The organism is Cellulomonas sp. McL0617 (assembly GCF_049994875.1).
Taxonomy (GTDB): Bacteria; Actinomycetota; Actinomycetes; order Actinomycetales; family Cellulomonadaceae; genus Cellulomonas.
In genome coordinates, this window is the sequence record NZ_CP188256.1 from 3,998,059 (window position 1) to 4,018,823 (window position 20,765).

The 20,765-nt window shown below is 71.4% G+C and carries 21 protein-coding genes and 1 pseudogene; 4 read left to right on the forward strand and 18 right to left on the reverse strand.

The genetic code is table 11. From position 1 onward, the window contains the following. The first annotated feature begins 55 nt into the window (after positions 1 to 55). Positions 56 to 445, forward strand: a complete 390-nt coding sequence (locus ACPPVS_RS18425) for an META domain-containing protein (protein ID WP_426593705.1) — start codon at positions 56 to 58, stop codon at positions 443 to 445. Between the two features lie 24 nt (positions 446 to 469). On the opposite strand, the gene ACPPVS_RS18430 is transcribed toward ACPPVS_RS18425, so the two are convergent. The 3 genes from ACPPVS_RS18430 to ACPPVS_RS18440 all read right to left on the reverse strand — a co-directional run bounded on the left by ACPPVS_RS18430 (position 470) and on the right by ACPPVS_RS18440 (position 2,489). Then, positions 470 to 1,036, reverse strand: coding sequence for a copper resistance CopC family protein (locus ACPPVS_RS18430; protein ID WP_426593710.1), 567 nt, complete (start codon positions 1,034 to 1,036; stop codon positions 470 to 472). Beyond that, positions 1,036 to 1,779: a YcnI family protein gene (locus tag ACPPVS_RS18435; RefSeq protein WP_426593712.1), complete on the reverse strand. Its 744-nt coding sequence runs from the start codon at positions 1,777 to 1,779 to the stop codon at positions 1,036 to 1,038. Before ACPPVS_RS18435 ends, ACPPVS_RS18430 begins: the two co-directional genes overlap by 1 nt. An 80-nt stretch (positions 1,780 to 1,859) precedes the next feature. Beyond that, the gene (locus ACPPVS_RS18440) at positions 1,860 to 2,489 is read right to left on the reverse strand and encodes a hypothetical protein (RefSeq protein WP_426593713.1); all 630 of its coding nucleotides are present in this window, start codon (positions 2,487 to 2,489) and stop codon (positions 1,860 to 1,862) included. Positions 2,490 to 2,570: 81 nt separating this feature from the next. On the opposite strand from ACPPVS_RS18440, the gene ACPPVS_RS18445 reads away from it, so the two are divergent. After that, positions 2,571 to 2,843 (forward strand): DUF1905 domain-containing protein, encoded by a 273-nt coding sequence (locus ACPPVS_RS18445; RefSeq protein ID WP_426593715.1) that lies wholly within the window; start codon positions 2,571 to 2,573, stop codon positions 2,841 to 2,843. Between the two features lies 1 nt (position 2,844). Here ACPPVS_RS18445 and ACPPVS_RS18450 read toward each other — a convergent pair whose 3' ends face one another. The 11 genes from ACPPVS_RS18450 to ACPPVS_RS18500 form a co-directional block, all read right to left on the reverse strand. After that, the gene (locus tag ACPPVS_RS18450) at positions 2,845 to 3,141 is read right to left on the reverse strand and encodes a DUF4287 domain-containing protein (protein WP_426593717.1); all 297 of its coding nucleotides are present in this window, start codon (positions 3,139 to 3,141) and stop codon (positions 2,845 to 2,847) included. Between the two features lie 58 nt (positions 3,142 to 3,199). Further along, positions 3,200 to 4,081 carry an oxidoreductase gene (locus ACPPVS_RS18455; protein WP_426593719.1) on the reverse strand — a complete coding sequence of 294 codons (882 nt, stop codon included), beginning with the start codon at positions 4,079 to 4,081 and terminating at the stop codon, positions 3,200 to 3,202. A 273-nt stretch (positions 4,082 to 4,354) separates the two neighbouring features. Beyond that, entirely contained in the window at positions 4,355 to 5,785 is a 1,431-nt protein-coding gene (locus tag ACPPVS_RS18460; protein ID WP_426593721.1) for a DUF222 domain-containing protein, read from the reverse strand. A gap of 221 nt (positions 5,786 to 6,006) precedes the next feature. After that, the gene (locus ACPPVS_RS18465) at positions 6,007 to 6,939 is read right to left on the reverse strand and encodes an aldo/keto reductase (RefSeq protein ID WP_426593723.1); all 933 of its coding nucleotides are present in this window, start codon (positions 6,937 to 6,939) and stop codon (positions 6,007 to 6,009) included. 129 nt (positions 6,940 to 7,068) lie between these two features. Then, entirely contained in the window at positions 7,069 to 8,541 is a 1,473-nt protein-coding gene (locus ACPPVS_RS18470; RefSeq protein ID WP_426593725.1) for a PQQ-binding-like beta-propeller repeat protein, read from the reverse strand. Between the two features lie 125 nt (positions 8,542 to 8,666). Further along, entirely contained in the window at positions 8,667 to 11,678 is a 3,012-nt protein-coding gene (locus tag ACPPVS_RS18475) for an alpha-mannosidase (protein ID WP_426593727.1), read from the reverse strand. Positions 11,679 to 11,707: 29 nt separating this feature from the next. Further along, positions 11,708 to 12,598 (reverse strand): carbohydrate ABC transporter permease, encoded by an 891-nt coding sequence (locus tag ACPPVS_RS18480; protein ID WP_426593729.1) that lies wholly within the window; start codon positions 12,596 to 12,598, stop codon positions 11,708 to 11,710. After that, the gene (locus ACPPVS_RS18485) at positions 12,598 to 13,539 is read right to left on the reverse strand and encodes a carbohydrate ABC transporter permease (protein ID WP_426593731.1); all 942 of its coding nucleotides are present in this window, start codon (positions 13,537 to 13,539) and stop codon (positions 12,598 to 12,600) included. Before ACPPVS_RS18485 ends, ACPPVS_RS18480 begins: the two co-directional genes overlap by 1 nt. Before the next feature lie 4 nt (positions 13,540 to 13,543). After that, complete coding sequence (locus tag ACPPVS_RS18490) at positions 13,544 to 14,917, reverse strand: extracellular solute-binding protein (protein WP_426593733.1); 1,374 nt, start codon at positions 14,915 to 14,917, stop codon at positions 13,544 to 13,546. A 142-nt stretch (positions 14,918 to 15,059) separates the two neighbouring features. After that, positions 15,060 to 16,265 (reverse strand): ROK family transcriptional regulator, encoded by a 1,206-nt coding sequence (locus ACPPVS_RS18495; RefSeq protein WP_426593734.1) that lies wholly within the window; start codon positions 16,263 to 16,265, stop codon positions 15,060 to 15,062. A gap of 144 nt (positions 16,266 to 16,409) precedes the next feature. Then, positions 16,410 to 16,892, reverse strand: a complete 483-nt coding sequence (locus tag ACPPVS_RS18500; RefSeq protein WP_426593735.1) for a GAP family protein — start codon at positions 16,890 to 16,892, stop codon at positions 16,410 to 16,412. A gap of 153 nt (positions 16,893 to 17,045) precedes the next feature. Between ACPPVS_RS18500 and ACPPVS_RS18505 the strand changes: the two genes are divergently transcribed. After that, positions 17,046 to 18,149, forward strand: coding sequence for a serine hydrolase domain-containing protein (locus ACPPVS_RS18505; protein WP_426593737.1), 1,104 nt, complete (start codon positions 17,046 to 17,048; stop codon positions 18,147 to 18,149). Here the strand turns inward: ACPPVS_RS18505 and ACPPVS_RS18510 are convergent. Beyond that, positions 18,115 to 18,408 (reverse strand): DUF1905 domain-containing protein, encoded by a 294-nt coding sequence (locus tag ACPPVS_RS18510; RefSeq protein ID WP_426593739.1) that lies wholly within the window; start codon positions 18,406 to 18,408, stop codon positions 18,115 to 18,117. The genes ACPPVS_RS18505 and ACPPVS_RS18510 overlap by 35 nt on opposite strands. Positions 18,409 to 18,716: 308 nt before the next feature. Continuing rightward, positions 18,717 to 18,959: pseudogene (locus ACPPVS_RS18515) on the reverse strand (VIT1/CCC1 transporter family protein); the annotation flags it as partial. 103 nt (positions 18,960 to 19,062) lie between these two features. On the opposite strand from ACPPVS_RS18515, the gene ACPPVS_RS18520 reads away from it, so the two are divergent. After that, positions 19,063 to 19,926 (forward strand): aminoglycoside phosphotransferase family protein, encoded by an 864-nt coding sequence (locus tag ACPPVS_RS18520; protein WP_426596027.1) that lies wholly within the window; start codon positions 19,063 to 19,065, stop codon positions 19,924 to 19,926. Between the two features lie 9 nt (positions 19,927 to 19,935). Here ACPPVS_RS18520 and ACPPVS_RS18525 read toward each other — a convergent pair whose 3' ends face one another. Then, positions 19,936 to 20,259, reverse strand: a complete 324-nt coding sequence (locus ACPPVS_RS18525) for an ArsR/SmtB family transcription factor (RefSeq protein ID WP_426593741.1) — start codon at positions 20,257 to 20,259, stop codon at positions 19,936 to 19,938. Further along, the gene (locus ACPPVS_RS18530; protein ID WP_426593743.1) at positions 20,256 to 20,714 is read right to left on the reverse strand and encodes an SRPBCC domain-containing protein; all 459 of its coding nucleotides are present in this window, start codon (positions 20,712 to 20,714) and stop codon (positions 20,256 to 20,258) included. Before ACPPVS_RS18530 ends, ACPPVS_RS18525 begins: the two co-directional genes overlap by 4 nt. Positions 20,715 to 20,765 lie beyond the last annotated feature (51 nt).

The window sequence follows — 20,765 nt, forward strand, 5'->3', positions numbered from 1 at the left end:
CGCCTCTCGTCTCGCCCCCCGGGGCGCGCCCCGGCCCGGTGCTAGCGTGCCCGATATGAGCCGACGCGTCGCCTCCCTCGCCGCGCTGCTCCTGCTGGGACTGATATCCGGCTGCGGCGCGGCGACGTCGTCGTCGGGCGACGCGACGCCCGCCACCGACGCAACCGGCACCTGGGGCGCGTCGACCACCGAGGGCTCGGCCTACCTCGTCCTCGGCAGCGACGGCTCGGCCAGCGGGTCCGACGGCTGCAACAGGGTGGTTGGCACCTGGAAGGCGTCCGACACCGGTGTCAGCTTCTCGGCCTGGGCCACCACGAAGATGTACTGCCCCGAGGTGGACCCGTGGCTCCCGACGTCCGTCGCCGGGCTCGTGCACGACGACGACACGATGGTGCTGGTCAACCAGGACAACCTGCCCGTCGGCTCGCTGCAGCGGACCTCCTAGCGCGCCCTCAGGGCCGGGGCGCGCTCACTCAGCGCCTCGTCGACCCCGTCGGAGCAGCCACCAGACCACAGCGGCGGCGGCGATCACGGCGAGGACGCCCGCGACGATCACCGGGGCGTTGCCGCCGCCCGACGCGGTCGACTGCTCGTCCCCGGCGTCGGACGGGGTCGGGCTGTCGGTGGTCGGGCTGTCGGTGGTCGCGCCACCGATCGTCGTCGCCCCCGTGGTCGTGAAGCTGAGCTGGCCGGTGATCGGGTGCCCGTCCGCCGACGTGACCCGCCACGCCACGGTGTACCTCCCCGCCGGCAGGTCGCCGGCGAGCTCCTCCGAGACGGTCGCGTCGACGAGGACCGCGTCGCCGGCGCTCACCAGCGTCCCCGCGGGGTCGCGCACCTCGATCTCGGTGCCGAGCGCGAGGGCCGGCTCGTCGAACGTGAGCGTGACCTGGGCGGGGGCGACCGCGATCGTCGAGCCGTCCGCCGGGTCGGTGCTGCGCAGCACGTTGTGCGCCTCCGCCGCCCCGGCACCGGTCAGCCCGAGGACCAGCCCGAGGCCGACGACGAGCAGCGCGCGAATCGACGGGGCGCGCATCAGGCCGCGTCCCCGCGCCGACGCCGCGAGACGAGGGCGACCGCCAGGGCGGCGGCCCCGAGCACCATGCCGACGATCCCCAACGTGCGCGCGAGCGTGTCGGTGGAGGCGTCGGTCGACGTCTGCCCGCTGCTGGTGACCGACACCGTCGCCTCATCGGTCGGCTCGGCCGTCGCGTGATCGTGGCCCTCGGCCTCGGCGGCGGTCGTCGTGAACGTGGGCACCGGGTGCTCGGGCTCCTCCCCGCTCGCCGGCGTCGGGTCAGTCCAGTCCACCACCGTGCCGTCGGTGTACGTCTGGTGCGTCGGGAACGTGAGCTGGGTGCCGGCGTCGGGGAGCGGGCCGACCGACAGCTCGAACTGCTGGAACTGGCCGTCGGCGATCTCGCTGCCGGGCTGCGCGGTCCAGGTCACGGTCGCCGGGGCCTTGGTGAGGGTCGTGCCCTCGACGACGACCGGCGCGGGCAGCGGCGCCTCGGTCACGGACGCCGTCCAGCCGGGGATGGGCCTGGTCGACACCGAGAGGAGCGGGTGGTCGGTCGGCAGGTCGACGACGACCTGGCTGGTCGACGCCGTGGCGGACTCGGTGGGGACGCGGAACGTGAGGACCGAGAACTCGCCGGCTGCGGTCTCGTCGGGGTCGACGTGGACGTGCGCGGAGGCGGCGGCAGCCGGGAGGACGACGAGCCCGAGGCTCGTCAGGACGACCGCCGCGAGGCGGTTCCGGCGATGGGTCGAAGGCATGGCGGAGGCTCCTGAGGATGGGGTGACCGACGAGGGTGTGCGAACGCGCACGCCCGGGCCGGCCCGCTCTCCGTGGAGGCTCAGGCAGCCAGCGTGACGTGCGCGGCCCGCAGCGGTGGACCGCGCAGGGGAACGACAGCGACGTCGCGCCGGGCGGCCGGGACGTGCGCCTCGACCTTGACCGGCAGGGTGGCGGACGCGGGCAGCGCGACGGGAGCGAGCAGCGCCACGAGGGGGCGCATCCACGTGGTGATCCACGTCAGGGCCCGATCGGTGCCGGCGATGAGCGCGGCGGTCAGCAGGGTCGCGACGACGTGCACGACGAGCATGGCGGACCCGCCGAGCGCCGGCGCCGACCCCGCGTGCGTCGACGTGCACGCGACCTGCATCGTCTGCGCGGCGGCATGGACGTGCTGGACCGAGGCAGAACCGGCAGCGGGCGCGCAGCCCATGCCGCTGAGCGCGTCGAACGCGTGGTGCAGAACCAGCTGACCGACGCCCAGCATGGCGACGGCACCCGGCAACCCCACCCGTCGAGCGCTGAGCGGCACCGCGGCGGCGAGTGCGACGGCGGCCAGCGGCACCAGGACGATCGCGTGCGGGACGTCCCCGCCACCGAGCAGGTGCGCGGCGAGCGCGAGGAACACGGTGCTCACCGCGACGACGAACGCGCGCACGAGGCGCGCGGGTCCGGTGGCGTGTGCGGGCACGGGCGCAACGGTACCGGTCGCCGCCCGCGACGGCCGCGTGCGCTCGGCTCGCTCCGGGAGGCCGCTGCGTAGGGTTCTGCCATGAGCGAGCCCCTCGACGCCACCTTCGTCGCCGCGATCGAGAAGGACGGCGCCTTCCCCACCTTCGTGACGCTCGACGGGTCGGCCGACCTGCTGGGCACGCGGCGGCCCGTCAAGGTCCGAGGCACGCTCGGCGGGCACCCGTTCGACGCAACCCTCATGTTGTCGGGAACGGATCCGCACTGGCTCCCGCTGCGTGCCGCGCTGTGCGCGCAGATCGGCAAGGGCCAGTCCGGCGACGAGGTCGAGGTGCGACTCCTCGAGCGGCTCTGAGCTAGGTGTTCGCCGGGTTCGTCGCCCTGCCGTCGAGCCACAGCTGGTCGGTGTCGTCGCGATGCACCCCGTCCGTGCCGACGTGCTTGCTGCTGATCGCCGGTCCCTTCTGGATGACGTGCACCAGCGCCATCGCGTGCCCTCGGCCCAGGCCGTAGTCCTCCTTGAGCCAGTCGACGATCACCCCCGCCTTCACGGAGGGGTCGTCGTAGCCGCGCTCCTTGGCCAGCTCGACGAACTGACGCGGGGTCAAGCCGGTCTGGTCCTCGATGTTGTCGAGGTACGCCTGGAACGTCACGGGTCCTCCCTCTCGCCGGTCTGCGCGACGGGCATGACGCCGAGGGTATCGACCCGGCTCAGGCTGGGCCGGACGTGGCGTCCAGGCGTGCGGTGGTCTCCGGGTCGAGCCGCAGCGCGCCGGCCGCGACGTTCTCCTCCAGGTGGGACCGCCGCGACGTTCCCGGGATGAGCAGGATGTTGTCGGCGTGCCCGAGCAGCCACGCGAGGCCGACCTGGCTCGGCGTCGAGCCGAGCCGTTCGGCTGCCGCGCGAACCTCCGGGTGGTCGGTCACCTTGGGCATGCGCGCGAAAGCGGACCCCAGCGGGAAGAACGGCACGTACGGGATGCCGTGCTCCCGGCACAGGTCGAGGATCGGCTCGTCGTCGCGGGCGAGCAGGTTGTACGCGTTCTGGACGCACGCGATCTCCGTCCGCTCCATCGCGTGCCGCACCTGGTCGAGGCTCACGTTGCTCACCCCGACGCCGCCGATCTTGCCCTCGGCACGGAGAGCCACCATCTCGTCCAGCTGGTCGTCGAGCGCGACGGTCGGGCCGTGGTCGGGGGCATGCAGCCGGAGGTTGACCACGTCGATGCGATCGACGGCCAGGCTGCGAAGGTTCGCCTCGACCCCGGCGCGCAGCAAGGCAGGTTCCTGCGCCGGGAGCCAGGTCCCCGTCGCGTCCCGGTCCGCCCCGACCTTGCTGACCAGGACGAGGTCGTCCGGGTACGGGTGGAGGGCCGCGTGGATCAGCTCGTTGCTCACGTCCGGCCCGTAGAACTGCGCCGTGTCGATGTGGTTCACACCCAGCTCGACGGCCCGCCGCAGAACCGACAGCGCTTCGTCGCGGTCCCGCGGCGGCCCGAGCACCCCTGGTCCCGGGAGCTGCATCGCCCCGAACCCGATCCGCCGAACGACCCGATCAGCCAGTGCATAGGTCGAACGCGCGGAGTCGGTCACGACTCCTGTATACGCCGACCGTCTGTCACCGGCCCGCTGGTCCGGCTAGGTCGGAACCGAGGGGAAGGACCGTGCACAACGCGCCCACCAGCGCACCGCCACCCGGTGCCCGATGCCCGGTGCCCGGTGCCTGGTACCTGCTACCTGGTACCTGGTACCTGGTACCTGGTACCTGGTACCTGGTACCGAGACGATCACCTCAGAGCGCGGGCGGCGCACAACTCCACGACCCGGCGGCTGGTCGGACTGCCGTCCTCCGGGGGCTCGCTCGAGCTAGAAGGGTGGTGGTTGGTCGTGCGTCGTTGGTGGTCTCGCTGGTGGGGGGTGGTGCTCAAGGGCGCTGGGGTCGACGTGGATCGGGGTCGGGTGGTTGTAGGTGGTGATGCCGAGCCAGGACGTCCAGGTGGAGATCCCGGTCGCCTTGTCGAAGGTGACGTTCCAGGCCTTTTCGGTCTTGGCCTGGTGGTGGTGGCGGCACAACGCGTGCAGGTTCTCCACACAGGTCTGATCAGCTGCCGGACGGGTCGGGTCGAAGGGGACCCGGTGGTCCAGATCGCATCGTGCTGCGGGCTGGCGGCATCCCGGGAACGTGCACGTCACGTCACGCGCGATCACCGTGCGGGTCAGATCCGCGCCCGGCCGGTACGTCACGCCGCCGACCTCGCACACCAGACCGGTTGCCGGGTCGGTCAGGACCCGTCGCCACGTCCCGTCCTGCGCGAGGTCCCGTGCGAGGCCGGCGGGGATCGGGCCGAACGAGTCCAGGAACCCCGGCGCATCATCGCGACCTAGCAGGGTGCTGGCCGCGACCGTGACGTTGATCGTGACTGCTTGACCATGCCGGCGGGGCAACGGGGACCCGTCCGGCGTCGCCTGCCGTTCGAGCACGCTCATGAACACGTCTCCGAACGCGTCGGCGCGCCGTTGATCCGCGGTCCGTTGATCCCCGTCCACGTGGGTGGTCCCGGCCAGGGCGTCAAGGACGGTGAACGCGGCGGTGGCGACCTGGGCGGGCAGCAGTGCCGTCAACCACGCCATGCCGTCCACTCCGGGCGTCAACGTCACACACCGGTCCGCGACCGCCCGCACCCGGCGCGCCTCCGCTGCCCGACCGTCCACGGCCAACACCTGGCGGCGGACCCGCTGCCCCAGCTGCGGGGCCGTGAGCACCCCCGCGTGCGCGACCGCGTCAGCAAGCACCGCCGGTTCGACCGCCGCCGCGTCCTGGTTCAGGAACGCGATCTCCTTGACCACCACATCGACCTTGCGCGCATCGAGCAGCCCCGCCGCCCACGCGTCCTGCAGCACTGGCCGGGACCCGGTCAGGCACGCCCGGGCTACCAGGTCGTCCGCGACCCGCCGCGTGCACACCAGCTGCGTCGCCACATGGTCCGCGATCCATTGGTCAGGCACGCTGGCCCGAGCGGTCATCTCCTGCAGCACGGCGGCCTGCGCTGCCTGGGCCGCGCAGATCACCTGCTGCCAGCCCGCGAGAGCGCTGAACAGATCCCCATCCGACAGATCCGCCACTGCGAGAGCCTCGAGCACCGCGGACAGCTCACGCGGGCTCGTCGAACCGGCCGGGAACAGCGGGAACGCCGACCCAGGCTCAGGCTCCGACCACTGACCCGCGGGCACACCGGTCGTGCCCGCCTGATCCATCACTGCCGTCATCGTCGCCACCCCCTGCCCGAGCTTGATCACTCGAACAAGTGTACGATCGACCACTGACACGCGGTCGGAGATCCAGAGGGCAGACGGTACCTAGGCTGCGCGCCATGACCCACGCCGCGCCGCCCTCCGGCGAAGAGAGCTCCCTGGGGCGCGCTTCATCGTGGCGGGGCGCTAGTGATCGGGGACGCCTGCTCGTCGTCGCGACGCCCGAGGCCGTGATCGCCCTTCCTTGACCCGACCGCCGCGAGCGCCTACGGCACCACGTGCCCGGCGGCGCGGAAGAGGTCGTACCACTCGGCGCGGGTCAGCGGCAGGTCGGAACCGAGTGCTGCGCCCCGGACGCGCTCGGGGCTCGTCGTCCCCAGGACCACCTGCATCCGCGCGGGGTGCCGCGTGATCCACGCGGTGGCGACGGCGATCGGGGGCACGTCGTACTGTGCGGCCAGCCGGTCGATGACCGCGTTGAGCTCGGCGTACTCGGGGTTGTCCAGGAAGACACCCGTGAAGAACTTGGCCTGGAACGGCGACCACGCCTGGATGGTGATGTCGTGCAGGCGGCAGTAGTCGACGATGCCGTTGTCGCGGCTGATCGACTGGTCCAGATCGAGCATGTTCGACGCGACGCCCTGCGCCACGAGCGGCGCATGCGTGATGGACAGCTGCAGCTGGTTGGCCACGATCGGCTGCTTCACGTACTTGCGCAGCAGCTCGATCTGCCCCGGCGTCTGGTTGGAGACGCCGAACGCGCGCACCTTGCCGGACGCCTCGAGAGCGTCGAACGCGCGCGCGACCTCCTCGGGCTCGACCAGGGCGTCGGGGCGGTGCAGCAGCAGGATGTCGATGTAGTCGGTCTGGAGCGCGGCGAGCGAGCCGTCGACCGATGCGATCAGGTGGTCGTACGAGAAGTCGAAGTACGGCCCTTCGCGCACGATGCCGGCCTTGGTCTGGATGACCAGCTCGGCACGGTCGGCCGGGGTCAGCTGGAGCGCCTCCGCGAACCGGGTCTCGCAGCCGTGCAGGTCGGAGCCGTACACGTCGGCGTGGTCGAGGAACGCGATGCCGGAGTCGCGCGCGGCGCCCACGAGCGTGCGCACCTCGTCGTCGGTCTTGTCCTGGATACGCATCATGCCGAGCACGACGTTGGGCACGACCAGATCGGTCCCGGGCAGGGTGAAGGTCTTCACGGCGGTGTGGTCCTCTCGGTGGTTTCGTCCACCGTCGAGGCTAATCCCTCCGACGGCGTCCGGTCGCCGCGGACCTGCGGCCCGCGGATCGACACCCGTAGCCCGGGAGGGGGTTCACGACCCCCGGACTCAGGGGACGCGGTACGCCCGCAGCCCGGCGGGCGTCGCGAGGACGACCAGGCCCGCGTGCACAGGCGTGCCCACGACCTGCAGCAACCGGGTGGTGACCTCGGAGCCGCCCGCGGGTGTCCCGTCGACATGGCACAGCTGCACGACGTCGAGACCGGGGTACGTGATCTCCGCGAGGGACGGGATCCCGCCCTCGTGGTACTGGTACTCGGTCGTCGCCAGGCAGCCGACGATCTCGTCGGGGCCCACGGGCGTGATGGAGCCGTCGGACAGCCGGATCCGCACGATGGTCCCGGCGCTGCCGACCATCCGGTACTGGTCGTTCCCGGCGTAGGCGGTGCCCATGCTCGAGAAGATCGCGCCGGGCGCGTCCCCCAGAGGCGCGCTCCACACCACCGACCCGGTCGCCGGGTCGAACTTCTCGAGCGACACGGCGAAGGGGCCGGCCGGAGTCATTGGCGCGCCGTCCGCGGCGGTCGCCGTTCCGGTCGCGCGGCACCAGAGGTCGACGCTGTACCCGCCGGCGACCTGGCAGGCCGGTGCGACCCCGTCGACCCGCCACCTCACGGCACCCGTCGCAGCGTCCAGCGCCACGGTGGACTGCGCGGCTACGTCCCAGGTGGACTGGCCCTTCTGGTGCGCGGCGACGCTGCCGATGATCTGCGTGTTCTTCGGGTCCTCCTGCCAGTTCCAGCCGCTGTCGGAGGAGTAGCCGGGTCCGAACAGCTCGTCGTAGGGGTGGCTCCAGACGGTCGCGCCGTTCTCGGACCGCCCGAGGACCTCCTGGCCCGCCGGCGGACGGTCGTTCGTCGCCCACAGGCCACCCGAGAGCGGTCGGGCGTTCGCGGGGATCGATTCCGCGTCGCCCGTGATCACCGCCTGCACCGGGTCGAGCCGGAACGTCCGCATCTGCGTGACGTCGGGTCCGACGCCACCCACCACGCAGAACGCGCCCGGGTCGGCGTCGCTGCACTTGTCCGGCCGACCACCGGCGATGAACCGGAAGGTCTGCCCCGTCGTCGCGGAGTTGTGGTACTCCACCGGTACGCCGGTCGCGATGTCGACGACCGTGATCGTGTGGCCACCCGCCGGGGCGTCCGTGTCCACCGCGGCGAACGTCCGGTTGCCGACGGTGACCGTGCCCGGCTCGAGCTCCACGCCGGCCGCCCCGGCGCCCGGTGAGGCAGGGATGGTCCACAGCACGGATCCATCGGAGGCCGACCAGGCGGTCAGGGCCAGCGAGCTGTTCCCCGCGCTCACGTAGTCGAGGATCACGTCGCCGACGACCTTGGGCGGTCCGAGCACGTGCGCGTCGGCGGACCAGGTCAGCAGCTCGTCACCCGACGGCCCGGTACCCGCGACCGGCACCAGGTCGTCCATGGGGACCTTCGGCGCCTCCGGTGCAGGCGTCGAGCATGCTGCGAGCAGTGCGACCCCCACGACGACGAAGGCCCACCTGCCACGCAGCTGCACGATCTCCCCCTACCGGCCCGCCCCGCGCGGATCTCCCCCCTGTATCGGCACGCCGGCCGCGGGGATGAAGGTGCGGCGGCGGCCGACCTTCCCGCCGCCGCACCACGCCTGCCGCAGGTGTCCCCTCAGACCCTCGGCAGACGCAGGGTGACGATCTGGAACGGGCGCAGTGCGAGCTGCACCGCTTCCGCGGTCGAGGCGACCCCCGGCGCCTCGACGTCCCGCTCCAGCAGGTCGACCGCCCGGGCACCGGAGACCGCGAACGACGGCGTGAGCGTCCCCTTCGCGTGCCCCCCGAGCGACTCGTACAGGCGCACGATCACGTCACCGCTGCGGTCCTCGGCCAGCTTGACGGCCTCGACCACGATCGCGGGGTTGTCGACCACGACCAGCGGCGTCACCGGGCCGGCCCCCTGCACGACGCGCGCCGGCAGGTTGGTGCGGTAGCCGTCCTCGATCGCGTCCGCGATGGAGGCGCCGGCGTGCAGCACGGTGGTCAGCCGGTGGTGACCCTGGTCCGCCTCCGGGTCCGGGAACACGGGCGCCCGCAGCAGGGACAGCCGGACGGTCGTGCCCGTGCCCCCCTCGCGACGCGTGACGTCGTGGCCGTAGGTGGCGTCGTTCGCGACGGAGACCCCGTAGCCGGGCTCGCCCACGTGCAACCAGCGGTGCGCGCAGATCTCGAACCGGGCCGCGTCCCACGACGTGTTGGTGTGCGTCGCGCGGAACACGTGGCCGAACTGCGTCTCGGCCGCCGACCGGTCGGCGTGCACGTCGAGCGGGAACGCGAGCTTGAGCAGCTTCTGCCGCTCGCGCCACTCGATGTCCGTGACGATCTCGATCGCCGCCGACCCGCGCCGGAACGTGAGCTCCTGCACCAGGGTCGAGGAGCCGAACGTCCTCGTGGTCCTCACCACGAGGACGTCGGCGGTCTCCGTCACCACCTCGCGGCTGTCCGCGTCCAGCAGGTCCGTGCCCACCCGCCGGTACTCCGTGTCGATGTCCCACGCGTCCCACTTGGCCGGGGTGTCCCGGTGCAGCTGGAGCAGGTTGGCGAGCGTGCCCGCCGGGACCACCTCGCGGTCGGCGACGAGATCCACGAGCGAGTCGATCTGGCCGCCGGCCGTCACGTGCACGTCGATCAGGCCGTTGCGCACGCTGATCGTGCCGTCGTCCTCGCGCACGAGGTGGACGGGCTCTCCCACCGGCGCCTCGACCGGCGCGGCACCGAGTGCGACGACGCCGTCCCGGGAGTGCGGCGCCGCGTTGAGCAGCAGGGCTGTGTCCCCGGTGCCGACGACGGCCGCGGCCGACGCCGAGATGAGCGCCTCCAGCTCAGCACCGATCCGCGTGTACGTCTCCTCGGCCTGCCGGTGCACCCAGCCGATCGAGCTGCCGGGCAGGATGTCGTGGAACTGGTGCAGCAGCGTTGTGTGCCAGATGGTCTCGAGCTCGTCGTACGGGTACTCGGTCCCCTTCTGTACAGCGGCGGTCGTCGCCCAGAGCTCGGCCTCCCGCAGCAGGTGCTCGGTGCGCCGGTTGCCCCGCTTGGTCCGCGCCTGCGACGTGTACGTGCCGCGGTGGAACTCGAGGTACATCTCGCCGGACCACACCGGCGGGTGCGTGAACTCGGTCTCCGCGCGCTCGAAGAACGTGTTCGGGCTGCCCAGCTCGACGCGCGGTGCGCCCTCGAGGTTCCCGAACCGGTGCGCGGACGCGATCATCTCCCGCGTCGGGCCGCCGCCGCCGTCGCCCCAGCCGTAGGGGACGATCGACGACGTGGCGACGCCCTTCTCGTTGAAGTTCGCCTCGGTGTGCAGCAGCTCCTTGGCGGACAGGTCCGAGTTGTACGTGTCGACCGGCGGGAAGTGCGTGAGCACCCGCGAGCCGTCGATGCCCTCCCAGGTGAACGTGTGGTGCGGCATCCGGTCGGTGTCGTTCCACGACAGCTTCTGCGACACGAACCAGCGCGACCCGGCGGCGCGCACGATCTGCGGCAGCGCACCCGAGTAGCCGAACGAGTCGGGGAGCCAGACGTCCTGCGTCTCGACGCCGAACTCCTCCAGGAAGAACCGCTTGCCGGCCACCATCTGCCGAGCCATCGCCTCGGAGCCGGGCATGTTGGTGTCGGACTCGACCCACATGCCGCCCACCGGCACGAACTGGCCGGCCGCGACCTTCTTGCGGATGCGGTCGAAGATGTCCGGGTAGAACTCCTTCATCCACGCGTACTGCTGCGCCGACGAGCACGCGAACACGAAGTCGGGATCCGCGTCCATCAGCGCCAGCACGTTGGAGAACGTGCGGGCACACTTGCGGACCGTCTCGCGCAGCGGCCAGAGCCACGCCGAGTCGATGTGCGCGTGCCCGACGGCGATCGCGCGGTGCGCGGAGGCCGACGCCGGGGCGTCGAGCAGCGGACGCAGCGCGGCGCGGGCCACGGCGGCGGTGCCCGGCACGTCGTGGGGGTCGACCAGGTCGATCACCGCATCGAGCCCGTACCGGATGCTCGCGGCGCGCGTCGACTCGGCGGGCAGCTCCTTCATCAACCCGACCAAGGCCGTCAGGTCCTGCCAGAGCTCCCAGACCGCTACGTCGCGGAGCGCCACGTCGACGCACCTGAGCTCGTACTGCGGGTCGGTGCCCGCGGTCGCCAGGTCGCCGTACGGCGTCGGCACGAAGCCGAAGTTGCTCGCGATGTTCGGGTTGCCGGCGGCCTCGACGAACACGTCGATCGAGGTGCCCTCACCCCACGGCACGGCCTGGTTGAACGGCGAGACACCCTTGATCGTCGTGCCGTCGACCCGCCACACCAGGCCCTCGGCCTGGAACCCGGGGTTGTCGCGGTTGAAGCCGAGGTCGACGACGAGCTCGACGGCCGTGCCGGCGGCCGGCCAGCCCTCGGGCACCGAGCCCGTGACGTGGAACCAGGTGGTGCTCCACGGTGCGCCCCACGCCAGGCCCGGGCGCACGGGCTCGTAGGCCTGGTCGACCGCGTCGCGGAACGGCACCGGTTCACCTGGTGCGGACCAGGCCGTCAGGTCGAGCGCCACCCGGTCGCGATAGATCGCGGGGACGATCCGCTCGGCCACGAATCGGTCGATCCGGCCCTCGGTGAGCAGGGGGTTGCCGTGCATCGTGCTCCTCTTTCCGTACGTGTGTGGAGTCAGCCCTTGACGGCGCCGGCCATGGCGAACGAGCCGCCGGACAGCCTCTGGACCAACAGGTAGAGCGCCAGGACGGGAGCGGCGTACAGGATCGAGAAGGCGGCGAGCTTGCCGTACGCGACCGAGCCGTAGGTCCCGAAGAAGTTGAAGATGGCCACCGCAGCCGGTTGGTGCTCCGGGCTGAAGATGAGGACGAACGGGACGAAGAAGTTCCCCCACGCCATCGTGAAGGCGAAGATGAAGACGACCGCGATCCCGGGTCGCATCAGCGGCAGGACGATCCGGACCAGGGCCCGCATCGCGCTCGCGCCGTCCACCCACGCCGCCTCCTCGAGGGAGATCGGCACCGAGTCCATGAAGTTCTTCGTCATCCAGATCGACATGGGCAGCCCTGCGGCCGCCATGAAGAAGATGGTCCCGGGCACCGAGTCGAGCAGGTGCAGGTACACGAAGAGCGAGTAGACCGGCACCATCATCGCGGTGATCGGCAGGCCGGTCGCGAACAGGATGGTGTAGAGGAACGAGCGGCGGAACCGCATCTGGTAGCGCGACAGCGGGTAGGCCGCCAGCACGGCGACGATGATCGTGATGAGCGCGGTGCCCATCGAGATCACGAACGAGTTCCACAGCGGCAGCAACGTCTGCTGGTAGGTGAACACCGAGGCGAAGTTGTCCATCGTGGGGTGCGACGGCACCTTCACGCCGACCGTCGCGGCCGGGTCGAACGCCGACAGCAGGATCCACGCGAGCGGGACCAGGAACGTCAGGCCGATGAGCCCGAGGATCACGGTCGAGACCCACTTGGTGTTCCGGCCACGAGGTGCGGCCAGGGCCGTCCTCTCCCGCAACGTCGGCGGGACCACCGTGGCCGGGGTGTCGATGACCGACATCAGTCCACCTCCGGCTTGAGCGCCTTGATGTACACGATCGAGAAGATCGCGCCGATCAGGAGGGTCACGGTCGCGATCGCGGTTCCGTAGCCCACCTGCGAGAACTTGAACGCCTCCTGGTACGCCAGCACCGGGAGCGTGGAGCTGTTGGTGCCCGGACCGCCGCCGGTCATCACCCAGATCAGCGTGAAGACGCCGAGCGTCTGCAGCGTGGTGAGCATGAGGTTGGTCGAGATCGACCGCCGGATCATCGGCAGCGTGATCAGGAAGAACCGCTGGAACATGCCCGCGCCGTCGATCTCCGCGGCCTCCGTGATCTCCGGTGGCACCTCGGCGAGCGCGGCGTTGTAGACCATCATCGAGAAGGCCGTCCCGCGCCAGATGTTCGCCATGATCACCGCGAACATCGGGAACGTGATGAGCCATGTCGTGTTGGCCACGCCGAACCAGCCGAGCATCGTGTTCAACGTGCCGTCCGTAGAGAAGAAGGCGTAGAGCGCGAAGGCCGCGACGATCTCCGGCAGCACCCACGCGCAGACGACCAGGCCGCCGACGATGGACCGCATGGGCTTGGCCGCGGACCGCATCAGCAGGGCCAGGAACATCCCGAGCACGTTCTGGCCGATGACTGCCGAGGCGAACACGAACAGCACCGTGAGCCAGACGGACTTCCAGAAGTCGTGGCTCGAGAGCAGGTTGATGTAGTTCTCGAGCCCGATGAACTGCGGGTTCGCCGCCTTGTAGCCCGTGAGGGCCGTGTTGGTCAGGGACCCGTAGAGCGACCAGACGATCGGGCCGGCCAGGAAGACCGTGAGGAGTGCGACGGCGGGGCCGAGCGGGAGGATCCGGAAGAACCCCTCGCGGCGGGTCCGCCGCCGCGGCCGGGGGGACTCGTGCCCCCGGCCACGGCCTGCCCGTGCGGGCAGTGCGAGATCAACCACCAGGTCAGCCCGTCGTCGTCTTGTCGTCGCCGACGATGCCCTTGACGGCCTCGTCGTAGGCCTTCGCGGCATCCGCCGGCGACTGCTGGCCGGTTGCCATGGCCTCCGCGGCGACCTGGATGTTCGACGAGATCTGCGAGTAGTCCGGCGTCGCGGGGCGGAAGTGCGTGTCCGCGACGAGGTCCGAGAAGAACTTGAACGTCGGGTTGTACGCGATGTACGCCGGGTCCGTGGCGACGTCCTTGCGGACGGCGATCTGGCTGTTCTCGGTGTCGTACTTGAAGGTGTTCTCCTTGTTCAGCGCGGTCGTGATGAAGTCGAACGCCGCCTGCTTGTCCTTGGCGTGCGAGCCGACCGCGAGGGTCCAGCCGCCCGACATCGAGTTCACACCGGGCTGCGCACCGTCCTGCGTCGGCATCTTGGCCAGACCGAGGGTGTCGTTCCACGCCGGCCACGCGTTGTCGCCCGAGATCCAGCCGCCGGGCAGCCACGAGCCGTCGATCGCCATCGCGAGCTTGCCCTGCGGCAGGAGCTCGGTGCTCACGCGGTTGCCGATCGAGGCGTCGAGCGCGACGTCGAGCGAGGGCGCGAGCCCGTCGGAGTAGACGTCGTGCATGAAGCCGAGCGAGTCGGTGAACCCCTTCGACCCGACCACCCACTTGCTCGACTTCGTGTTGTAGAGGGTGTCGCCCGTGCCGTACAGGAGCATCTCGAAGCCCTGCATCGTGGTGGCCTCGCCGGCCGCCTTGCCCGCGTAGATGTTCAGCGGGATGACGTCCGGGACCTTCGACTTGATGGTCTTGGCGGCCGTGATGATGTCGGCCCAGTTCGTCGGCTGCCAGTCGGCGGGGAGGCCGGCCTGGGCGAAGATCTTCTTGTTGAAGTAGATCGCGCGCGTGTCGGTGCCCATCGAGACGCCGTAGGTCTTGCCGTCGTCGCCGAGGCCGGCCTGCTTGGCGTTGTCGTAGAACTGCGACCAGTCGGACCACTTGGCCAGGTAGTCGTCGATGGGTGCCAGGTAGCCGGCCGCCGCGTCGGAACGGATCTGGAACGTGTCCTCGTAGATGACGTCCGGCGCGGTCGAGGGCGAGCCGTTCATCAGGGCGAGCTTGGTGAAGTACTGGTCCTGCTCGGCCTCGATCGGCTGCAGGTCGATCTTGACGTTCGGGTTCGCGGCCTCGAACTGGGTCTTGGCCTGCTGCAGCATGTCGTCGAGCTGGTGGAACGCGGTGGTCTTCTGGTAGGCGACCTTGACGGTCGCAGTACCTCCGCTGGCGCCAGAGCTGGCGTCGTTGCCGCTGTCACCACTGCTGCACGCCGCGGTCAGGGCGGTGAGAGCCACCACCGAGACCACTGCCATTGCTGACTTGAGACGCATGGGGGCTCCCTTGCTCCTGTGCTTCCTCGCGTGCCGGGCGTCGTCGCCGCACGCTGGTGGTAAATATTAACGCGAAAGGACTTATTAAAGTCGAGGCTCTCCAGGTCTCGGATCGGTAACGATCCGGACATGTGGGGATCTGTCAGGCGAGCAGCATCAGATCGGACGGCCGCGGTGTGAACGCCTGGCTCAGCACCAGGCAACCGGCTCCGACGGCACCCACCTGCGACCCCAACGGCGATCCCAGCACGGCGATGGAGTGCGCACCGCTGGGCACGTGATGCTCCGAGACCAGCTTGGCCAGACCCGGCATGGCGTGCCGCTCCATCCGGGACCACAGCGGTCCGCCGATGATCACGGTGTCGAGGTCGCACAGGTCGGTGATGACCGTCGAGGCCATGCCGAGCCGGCGACCGGCCGTCTCCAGCACGGAGATCGCGCCGACGTCGCCCGCGTCCGCCGCCGCGCACAGCGCGCTGAACGCGAGGTTGATGTCACGCGGGTCCGTCATGTCGCCCACCTCCAGAGGGACCCCTGCGGCGAGCCCCTGCTGGACCAGGATCTCGGCCCGCAGGACGGCACCCAGGCAGCCGCGCTTCCCGCACTCGCAGTCCGGGCCGGTGGGGTCGACGACGAAATGGCCCGACTCGCCGGCGTTCCCGGAGACCCCGCGGACCACCTCGTCGCGGATCACCAGCGAGAGCGCCACGCCCGTGCCGAGGTAGAAGAACGCGAACTCCGCCGACCGGTGCACGCCGGGGTTCCACAGGTGCGCGGACGCGGCCGCGATCGTGTCCTTGTCCAGCATGACCGGCAGGTGGGTGCCGCTGGCGACGTCGTCGCGGAGCGGGACGCCGTGCCAGCCCGGCAGGTGCGGCGGGTCGAGGACCACACCGCGATCGACGTCGATGGGTCCCGGCGTGGCGATGCCGACGCCGAGCAGCAGCGAGCGGTCGATCTCCGCCGACGCGATCAGGTCCTCGATGGCGCCGACGATGCCCGCGACCACCTGGTCGGGCTGCTCCGGCACCGGCGTCGGCATCTGCGACTGCGCGACCGGCGTGCCCGCCAGGTCCAGGATCACGAACGTCATCACGGCCGGGTCGAGGTGGACGCCGATCGCGTACCGACCGCTCGGGTCCAGGTGCAGGAGCGTGCCCGGACGCCCCGGTCCGGGCCGCGAGCTCTCGCCCTCCTCACGCACCAGACCCTGTTCGAGCAGCCGACGCGTCGCGTTGGTGACGGTCTGCGCGGACAACCCCGTGCGCCGGGCGAGCTGGGCGCGGGTGAGCCCTGAGTCCGCGCGCCGGACCACGTCGAGGATCACCGTCTGGTTGAACCCGGCCACGCGTGGCAGGTTCGTCCCTCGGCGCATCGCAGTCACTCCCGTGTGGTCGACGTCGGCCCGTGCATCCGTGCACCACGACACCCGTGTCGCGGTCGAGCGGGGCCATCATGTCACCGCGTCCACAGGTTGCCGCGCACCGGCCCCTCAGCGACCCAGCCCGTCGAGGCCGCCGCCCAGCACGCTGGCACCGAGGACCAGCAGGACGAACACCATGATCGCCGCGCTGTGGGCGACCATGAACACGCGCACGCGCTCGAGCGTCGCGGCCGCGCCAGGGCCCCCGAGCAGGCTGGCCACCACGGCGCCCAGGACGGTGCTCGACCCGAGCACGACGAACACCGCGACGGCGGCCGCCAGCTCGGCGCCGTGCACCCCGGTCTCGATCGCGGCCGTCACCGCGGCCGCGGTCAGCACGGCGTTCTTCGGGTTGCCGCCGGACAGCAGCAGACCCAGGACGACTGCGCGGCCGGGCGACGCGTCCTGCAGCGACGCCATCCAGGCGAAGAGCGGCCCGTTCCTCCGCCCGTGCGTGCCCGACAGGATCAGGACGACGCCGATCACCGGGAACGGGCTCAGGGCGACCGCCATCGCGAGCGCGAGCACCGAGCCGATCGCCTGACTCAGCACCCGCGTCCCTTCGTCCTCGTTCGCCTGCCGCGACGCTACCGGGCTGGGAACCGCTGCAGCACCGGGCCGAGCAGGCGCGCGCCCAGTCGCACTGCGAAAGGTCGGTGTGGCCGCGTTCGGGCCGATGTCGGAGGGTTCCGGCACGCTGGTGGGATGGATGGGGTGCGGGCTGCGGTCGAGGGTCACATCGGCGACGGGGTGCACGGGGCGGCGTGGTTGGTCGACCGCGCGGGGGCGGTCGCCACGGGGTCGGCCGGGTCGTCGGGCCCGGACGCGCTCTTCCGGATCTCGTCGGTGACCAAGCCGGTCATCGCGGCGCTCGCGATGACGCTGGTCGACGACGGGACGCTGGTGCTCGACGACCCGGTGGACCACCTGCTGCCCGAGCTAGCGGAGCGCCGGGTGCTGCGCACGCCCGACGCTCCGCTGAACGACACCGTCCCCGCCGACCGGCCCATCACCGTCCGCGACGTGCTCGAGTTCCGGCTCGGGCTGGGCATGGACTTCGCCGGGCAGTTCCCAGGCACCGTGCTGGGCGCGCTCGTCGACCGCGGTCTGGCGGTCGGCCCCCCGGCGCCGCAGCACGGGCCGGGGCCGGACGAGTGGATGCGGGTGGTGGGTGGCGTCCCGCTCTCTGTACAGCCTGGTACGCAGTGGCTGTACAACACTGGCGCGCAGGTGCTCGGGGTGCTCGTCGCACGAGCGACCGGGCAGTCGCTGCCGGACCTGCTGGCCTCGCGCGTGACCCGGCCGCTCGGCATGCGGGACACGGGGTTCCACGTGCCGGCCGACCAGCTGGGCCGGCTCGGGCCGGTGTGGATGGGCGACCAGGTGTACGACCAGCCCGAGGGGCAGTGGTCGCGGCCGGGCGCCTTCCCCGACGCCGCCGGTGGGCTGGTCTCGACCGTCGCGGACCTGCACGCGTTCGCGACCGGCCTGCGCGACGGCGCGCTCCTCCCGCCCGAGGCTCTGACCCTGCTCGTCGCGCCGGCCGTCGGCCCGCACGACCCGGACGGGGTCGAGGGATGGGGGCTCGGGCTCGGGGTCACGGTCGCAGACCGTCCGGACGGCCGGCACGCCGGCAGCTACGGGTGGGACGGGGGCCTGGGTGCCACCTGGTGGACGGACCCCGTCACCGACACGATCGCGATCCTGCTGACGACCGACGCGTGGACGTCCCCGCAGCCCACGCCGGTGTTCGTGGACTTCTGGACGGCCGCCTTCAGCGCGGGGGCAGCACCGTCAGACGCACCGTGACGGTGTCGCCCAGCTCCAGGTCCTCGGCCTTGCGCACCCAGTCCTTGAGCGGCACCACGTACAGGCCGTCCTTGGGCCACAGCGCGGTCTCCCACGACGTGCCACCGATGCCGACACGCACCGGGATCATGCCCCAGCCATAGGTCACCGCCGACGAGACCGCCTTGATGCTCGCGGCCTCGGGCGCGGGCACCGTCACGAAGTGGAACGGCGCCGGACCGCGCCAGGGCCAGATCTCGCCGGTGATCACGAAGTCCATCGCGCCAGGATCGCCGCGTCCGCTGTCGAGCGCGAGCGGGCGCCGGCTCGCGCCGACGCGTGGCGCACAGGGGTCGCCGGTGCCGAGTCCTTCACACAGCCACACGCGTCCGGGAGGCAGATCACAGGTCGATGCCCAGGTCGACCTCTGCCGCGCTCAGGTCCAGGAGGCTGCCGAGCGCGATCGTGATGAGCATGGTGACCAGCCCGATGCCGACCGTTCGCAGCACCGCCCGCCGCACAGGCTCGCAGCGAGGCGCCGAGCGCGAACCCGCCACCCGCCCGGGCCGCCGCACGCCAGGGGCTCTGCTCCGCAGTCATCGCGTCCAGCCGGTACTCGGCATCGAGCTGCGCGGCGAGGGCGTCCCGCGCCGTGAGGTCCTCGGCGACGCGCCGAGCCACGGCGGGTTCCAGACCCTTCCCCTCGTAGATGGCCGCCAGATCGGCCAGCTCCGCGGCCGGGTCGGTGTCGATCCGGCGACGCTCCGCGTCGATGAGCGCCGCCCGGGCGTCCTGCTCGTCGGACGACTCGGTGAACCGGATGCCGCCCATCGTTCGCACCACGTCAGGCTATCGACGGCCCCTCGGTCGGGCTCGGCGCGGCGGAATCCTGTTGGCAGCCGGACCCCGTTGCTGCTCGACTCGGCCGGTGCGCATGCATGCCGACGAGCTGGAGATCCCCGCCGAGCTGGTGCGACGGCTGGTCGCCGACCAGCTGCCGCACTGGTCCGGCATGCCGGTCGGCAGGGTCCCGTCGAGCGGCACGGACAACGCGATGTTCCGCCTGGGCGAGGAGATGGTCGTGCGGATGCCACGCATCCACTGGGCCGCGGGCGGCGTCGACCACGAGGCGCAGTGGCTGCCGCGCCTCGACCTGTCGGTGATCATCCCGCGGCTGCTGGCCGTCGGGTCGCCCGGGCTCGGGTACCCGTGGACGTGGTCCGTGCTCACCTGGGTGCCCGGCCGCAACCCCGTGCTCGGCGAGCTGGCGGACCCGGTCGGGCTGGCGCGAGACGTCGCCGGGCTGGTGCGCGAGGTGCGCGCGATCCCTCTGACCGGCGGTGCGCAGAAGGCCGGACCGCTCGCCGACCGGGACGTGCAGGTGCGTCGCGACATCGCCGCACTCGTCGACGACCTGGACGCCGCGTTGGTCACCGAGATCTGGCAGGACGCGCTCGCCACCGCCGAGTGGACCGGCGAGCGCACGTGGGTGCACGGCGACATCGCCCCGGGCAACCTCCTGCTCGTCGACGACCGGTTGACCGGCCTGATCGACTTCGCCGGCATCGGCGTCGGCGATCCCACGCTCGACCTCGGCATCGCGTGGAACCTGCTTCCGACGCGGGCCCGGGCGGTGTTCCGTGACGAGCTCGGCGTGGACGACGTGGACTGGAAGCGTGGGCGGGCACGGGCGCTGGCGCAGGCCCTGGTCCAGCTCCCGTACTACCGCGACACCAATCCGGTCCTCGCTGCGAACGCACGGCACGTGATCGCCGAGGTGACGGCGGACGCGGGCTGAACGTCGTCGTCAGTCGGCCGCCATCGACTCGGCGATCCGGGCGATCTCGGAGAGCCGACGGTCCCACTGGGCACCGATGGCGTCCAGCGCGCGGGCGGTCTGGTTCAGGCGAGAGCCCAGCGCGCGGTAGCGGATCTCGCGGCCGACGCGCACGGGCTCCACCAGACCGGCGTCGGCGAGCACGGTGAGGTGCTTGGCGATGGCCTGGCGGGTGACCGGCACCATCGTGGCCAGGGCGGAAGCGGACAGGTCGGCCCGGCCGAGCTCGGTGAGGATGGCCCAGCGCGTGTCGTCGGCCAGCGCCGCGAACACCGGGACCAGCGCGGTGCTCACGCCGCACCCTCGAGGTAGTCGACCAGCTCGTCGAGCTCGGACGTCCACCCCTCCCGGTTGGAGCTCATCGCGACCACCGGGTCGCGGCTGAGCAGGCCGAAGCCCGACTCGACGACGGACAGGATGGTCGCATCGCCGTCGGGGACCAGCGTGAACCGCACCTGCGTGGAGTTGTCCGCGGCGAGCGGCTGGCCGGGGGTGCCCCAGGTGAACGCGAAGACCGCGGGCTCGTCGACCTCGTCGATCCGGACGGGGAACTCGCCGTAGCCCTCGAACCCGAACACGCCCTCGCCGCCGACGCGCAGGTCGGGCAGCTCCGCCTTGTTGCCCAGCCACTGCGTGATCAGGTCCCCGCGCGTGATCGCGGCCCAGACGCGGTCCGGGGTCGCCTTGATGTGCACGGAACGCGTGACCGTGTAGTTCTCGGTGTCGATGACGGCGGCGGGCTGGCTCATGGGTCGTTCCCTTCGGGTGCGGACGGTTGTGCAATTCCAGAGTTGCACATG

Excerpts from the sequence above, each read along its gene's own strand:
- ACPPVS_RS18425 (WP_426593705.1), top strand. The coding sequence starts at position 56 with ATGAGCCGACGCGTCGCCTCCCTCGCCGCGCTGCTCCTGCTGGGACTG.
- ACPPVS_RS18430 (WP_426593710.1), bottom strand. The coding sequence starts at position 1,036 with ATGCGCGCCCCGTCGATTCGCGCGCTGCTCGTCGTCGGCCTCGGGCTG.
- ACPPVS_RS18435 (WP_426593712.1), bottom strand. The coding sequence starts at position 1,779 with ATGCCTTCGACCCATCGCCGGAACCGCCTCGCGGCGGTCGTCCTGACG.
- ACPPVS_RS18445 (WP_426593715.1), top strand. The coding sequence starts at position 2,571 with ATGAGCGAGCCCCTCGACGCCACCTTCGTCGCCGCGATCGAGAAGGAC.
- ACPPVS_RS18475 (WP_426593727.1), bottom strand. The coding sequence starts at position 11,678 with ATGCACGGCAACCCCCTGCTCACCGAGGGCCGGATCGACCGATTCGTG.
- ACPPVS_RS18480 (WP_426593729.1), bottom strand. The coding sequence starts at position 12,598 with ATGTCGGTCATCGACACCCCGGCCACGGTGGTCCCGCCGACGTTGCGG.
- ACPPVS_RS18490 (WP_426593733.1), bottom strand. The coding sequence starts at position 14,917 with ATGCGTCTCAAGTCAGCAATGGCAGTGGTCTCGGTGGTGGCTCTCACC.
- ACPPVS_RS18505 (WP_426593737.1), top strand. The coding sequence starts at position 17,046 with ATGGATGGGGTGCGGGCTGCGGTCGAGGGTCACATCGGCGACGGGGTG.
- ACPPVS_RS18510 (WP_426593739.1), bottom strand. The coding sequence starts at position 18,408 with ATGGACTTCGTGATCACCGGCGAGATCTGGCCCTGGCGCGGTCCGGCG.
- ACPPVS_RS18520 (WP_426596027.1), top strand. The coding sequence starts at position 19,063 with ATGCATGCCGACGAGCTGGAGATCCCCGCCGAGCTGGTGCGACGGCTG.
- ACPPVS_RS18530 (WP_426593743.1), bottom strand. The coding sequence starts at position 20,714 with ATGAGCCAGCCCGCCGCCGTCATCGACACCGAGAACTACACGGTCACG.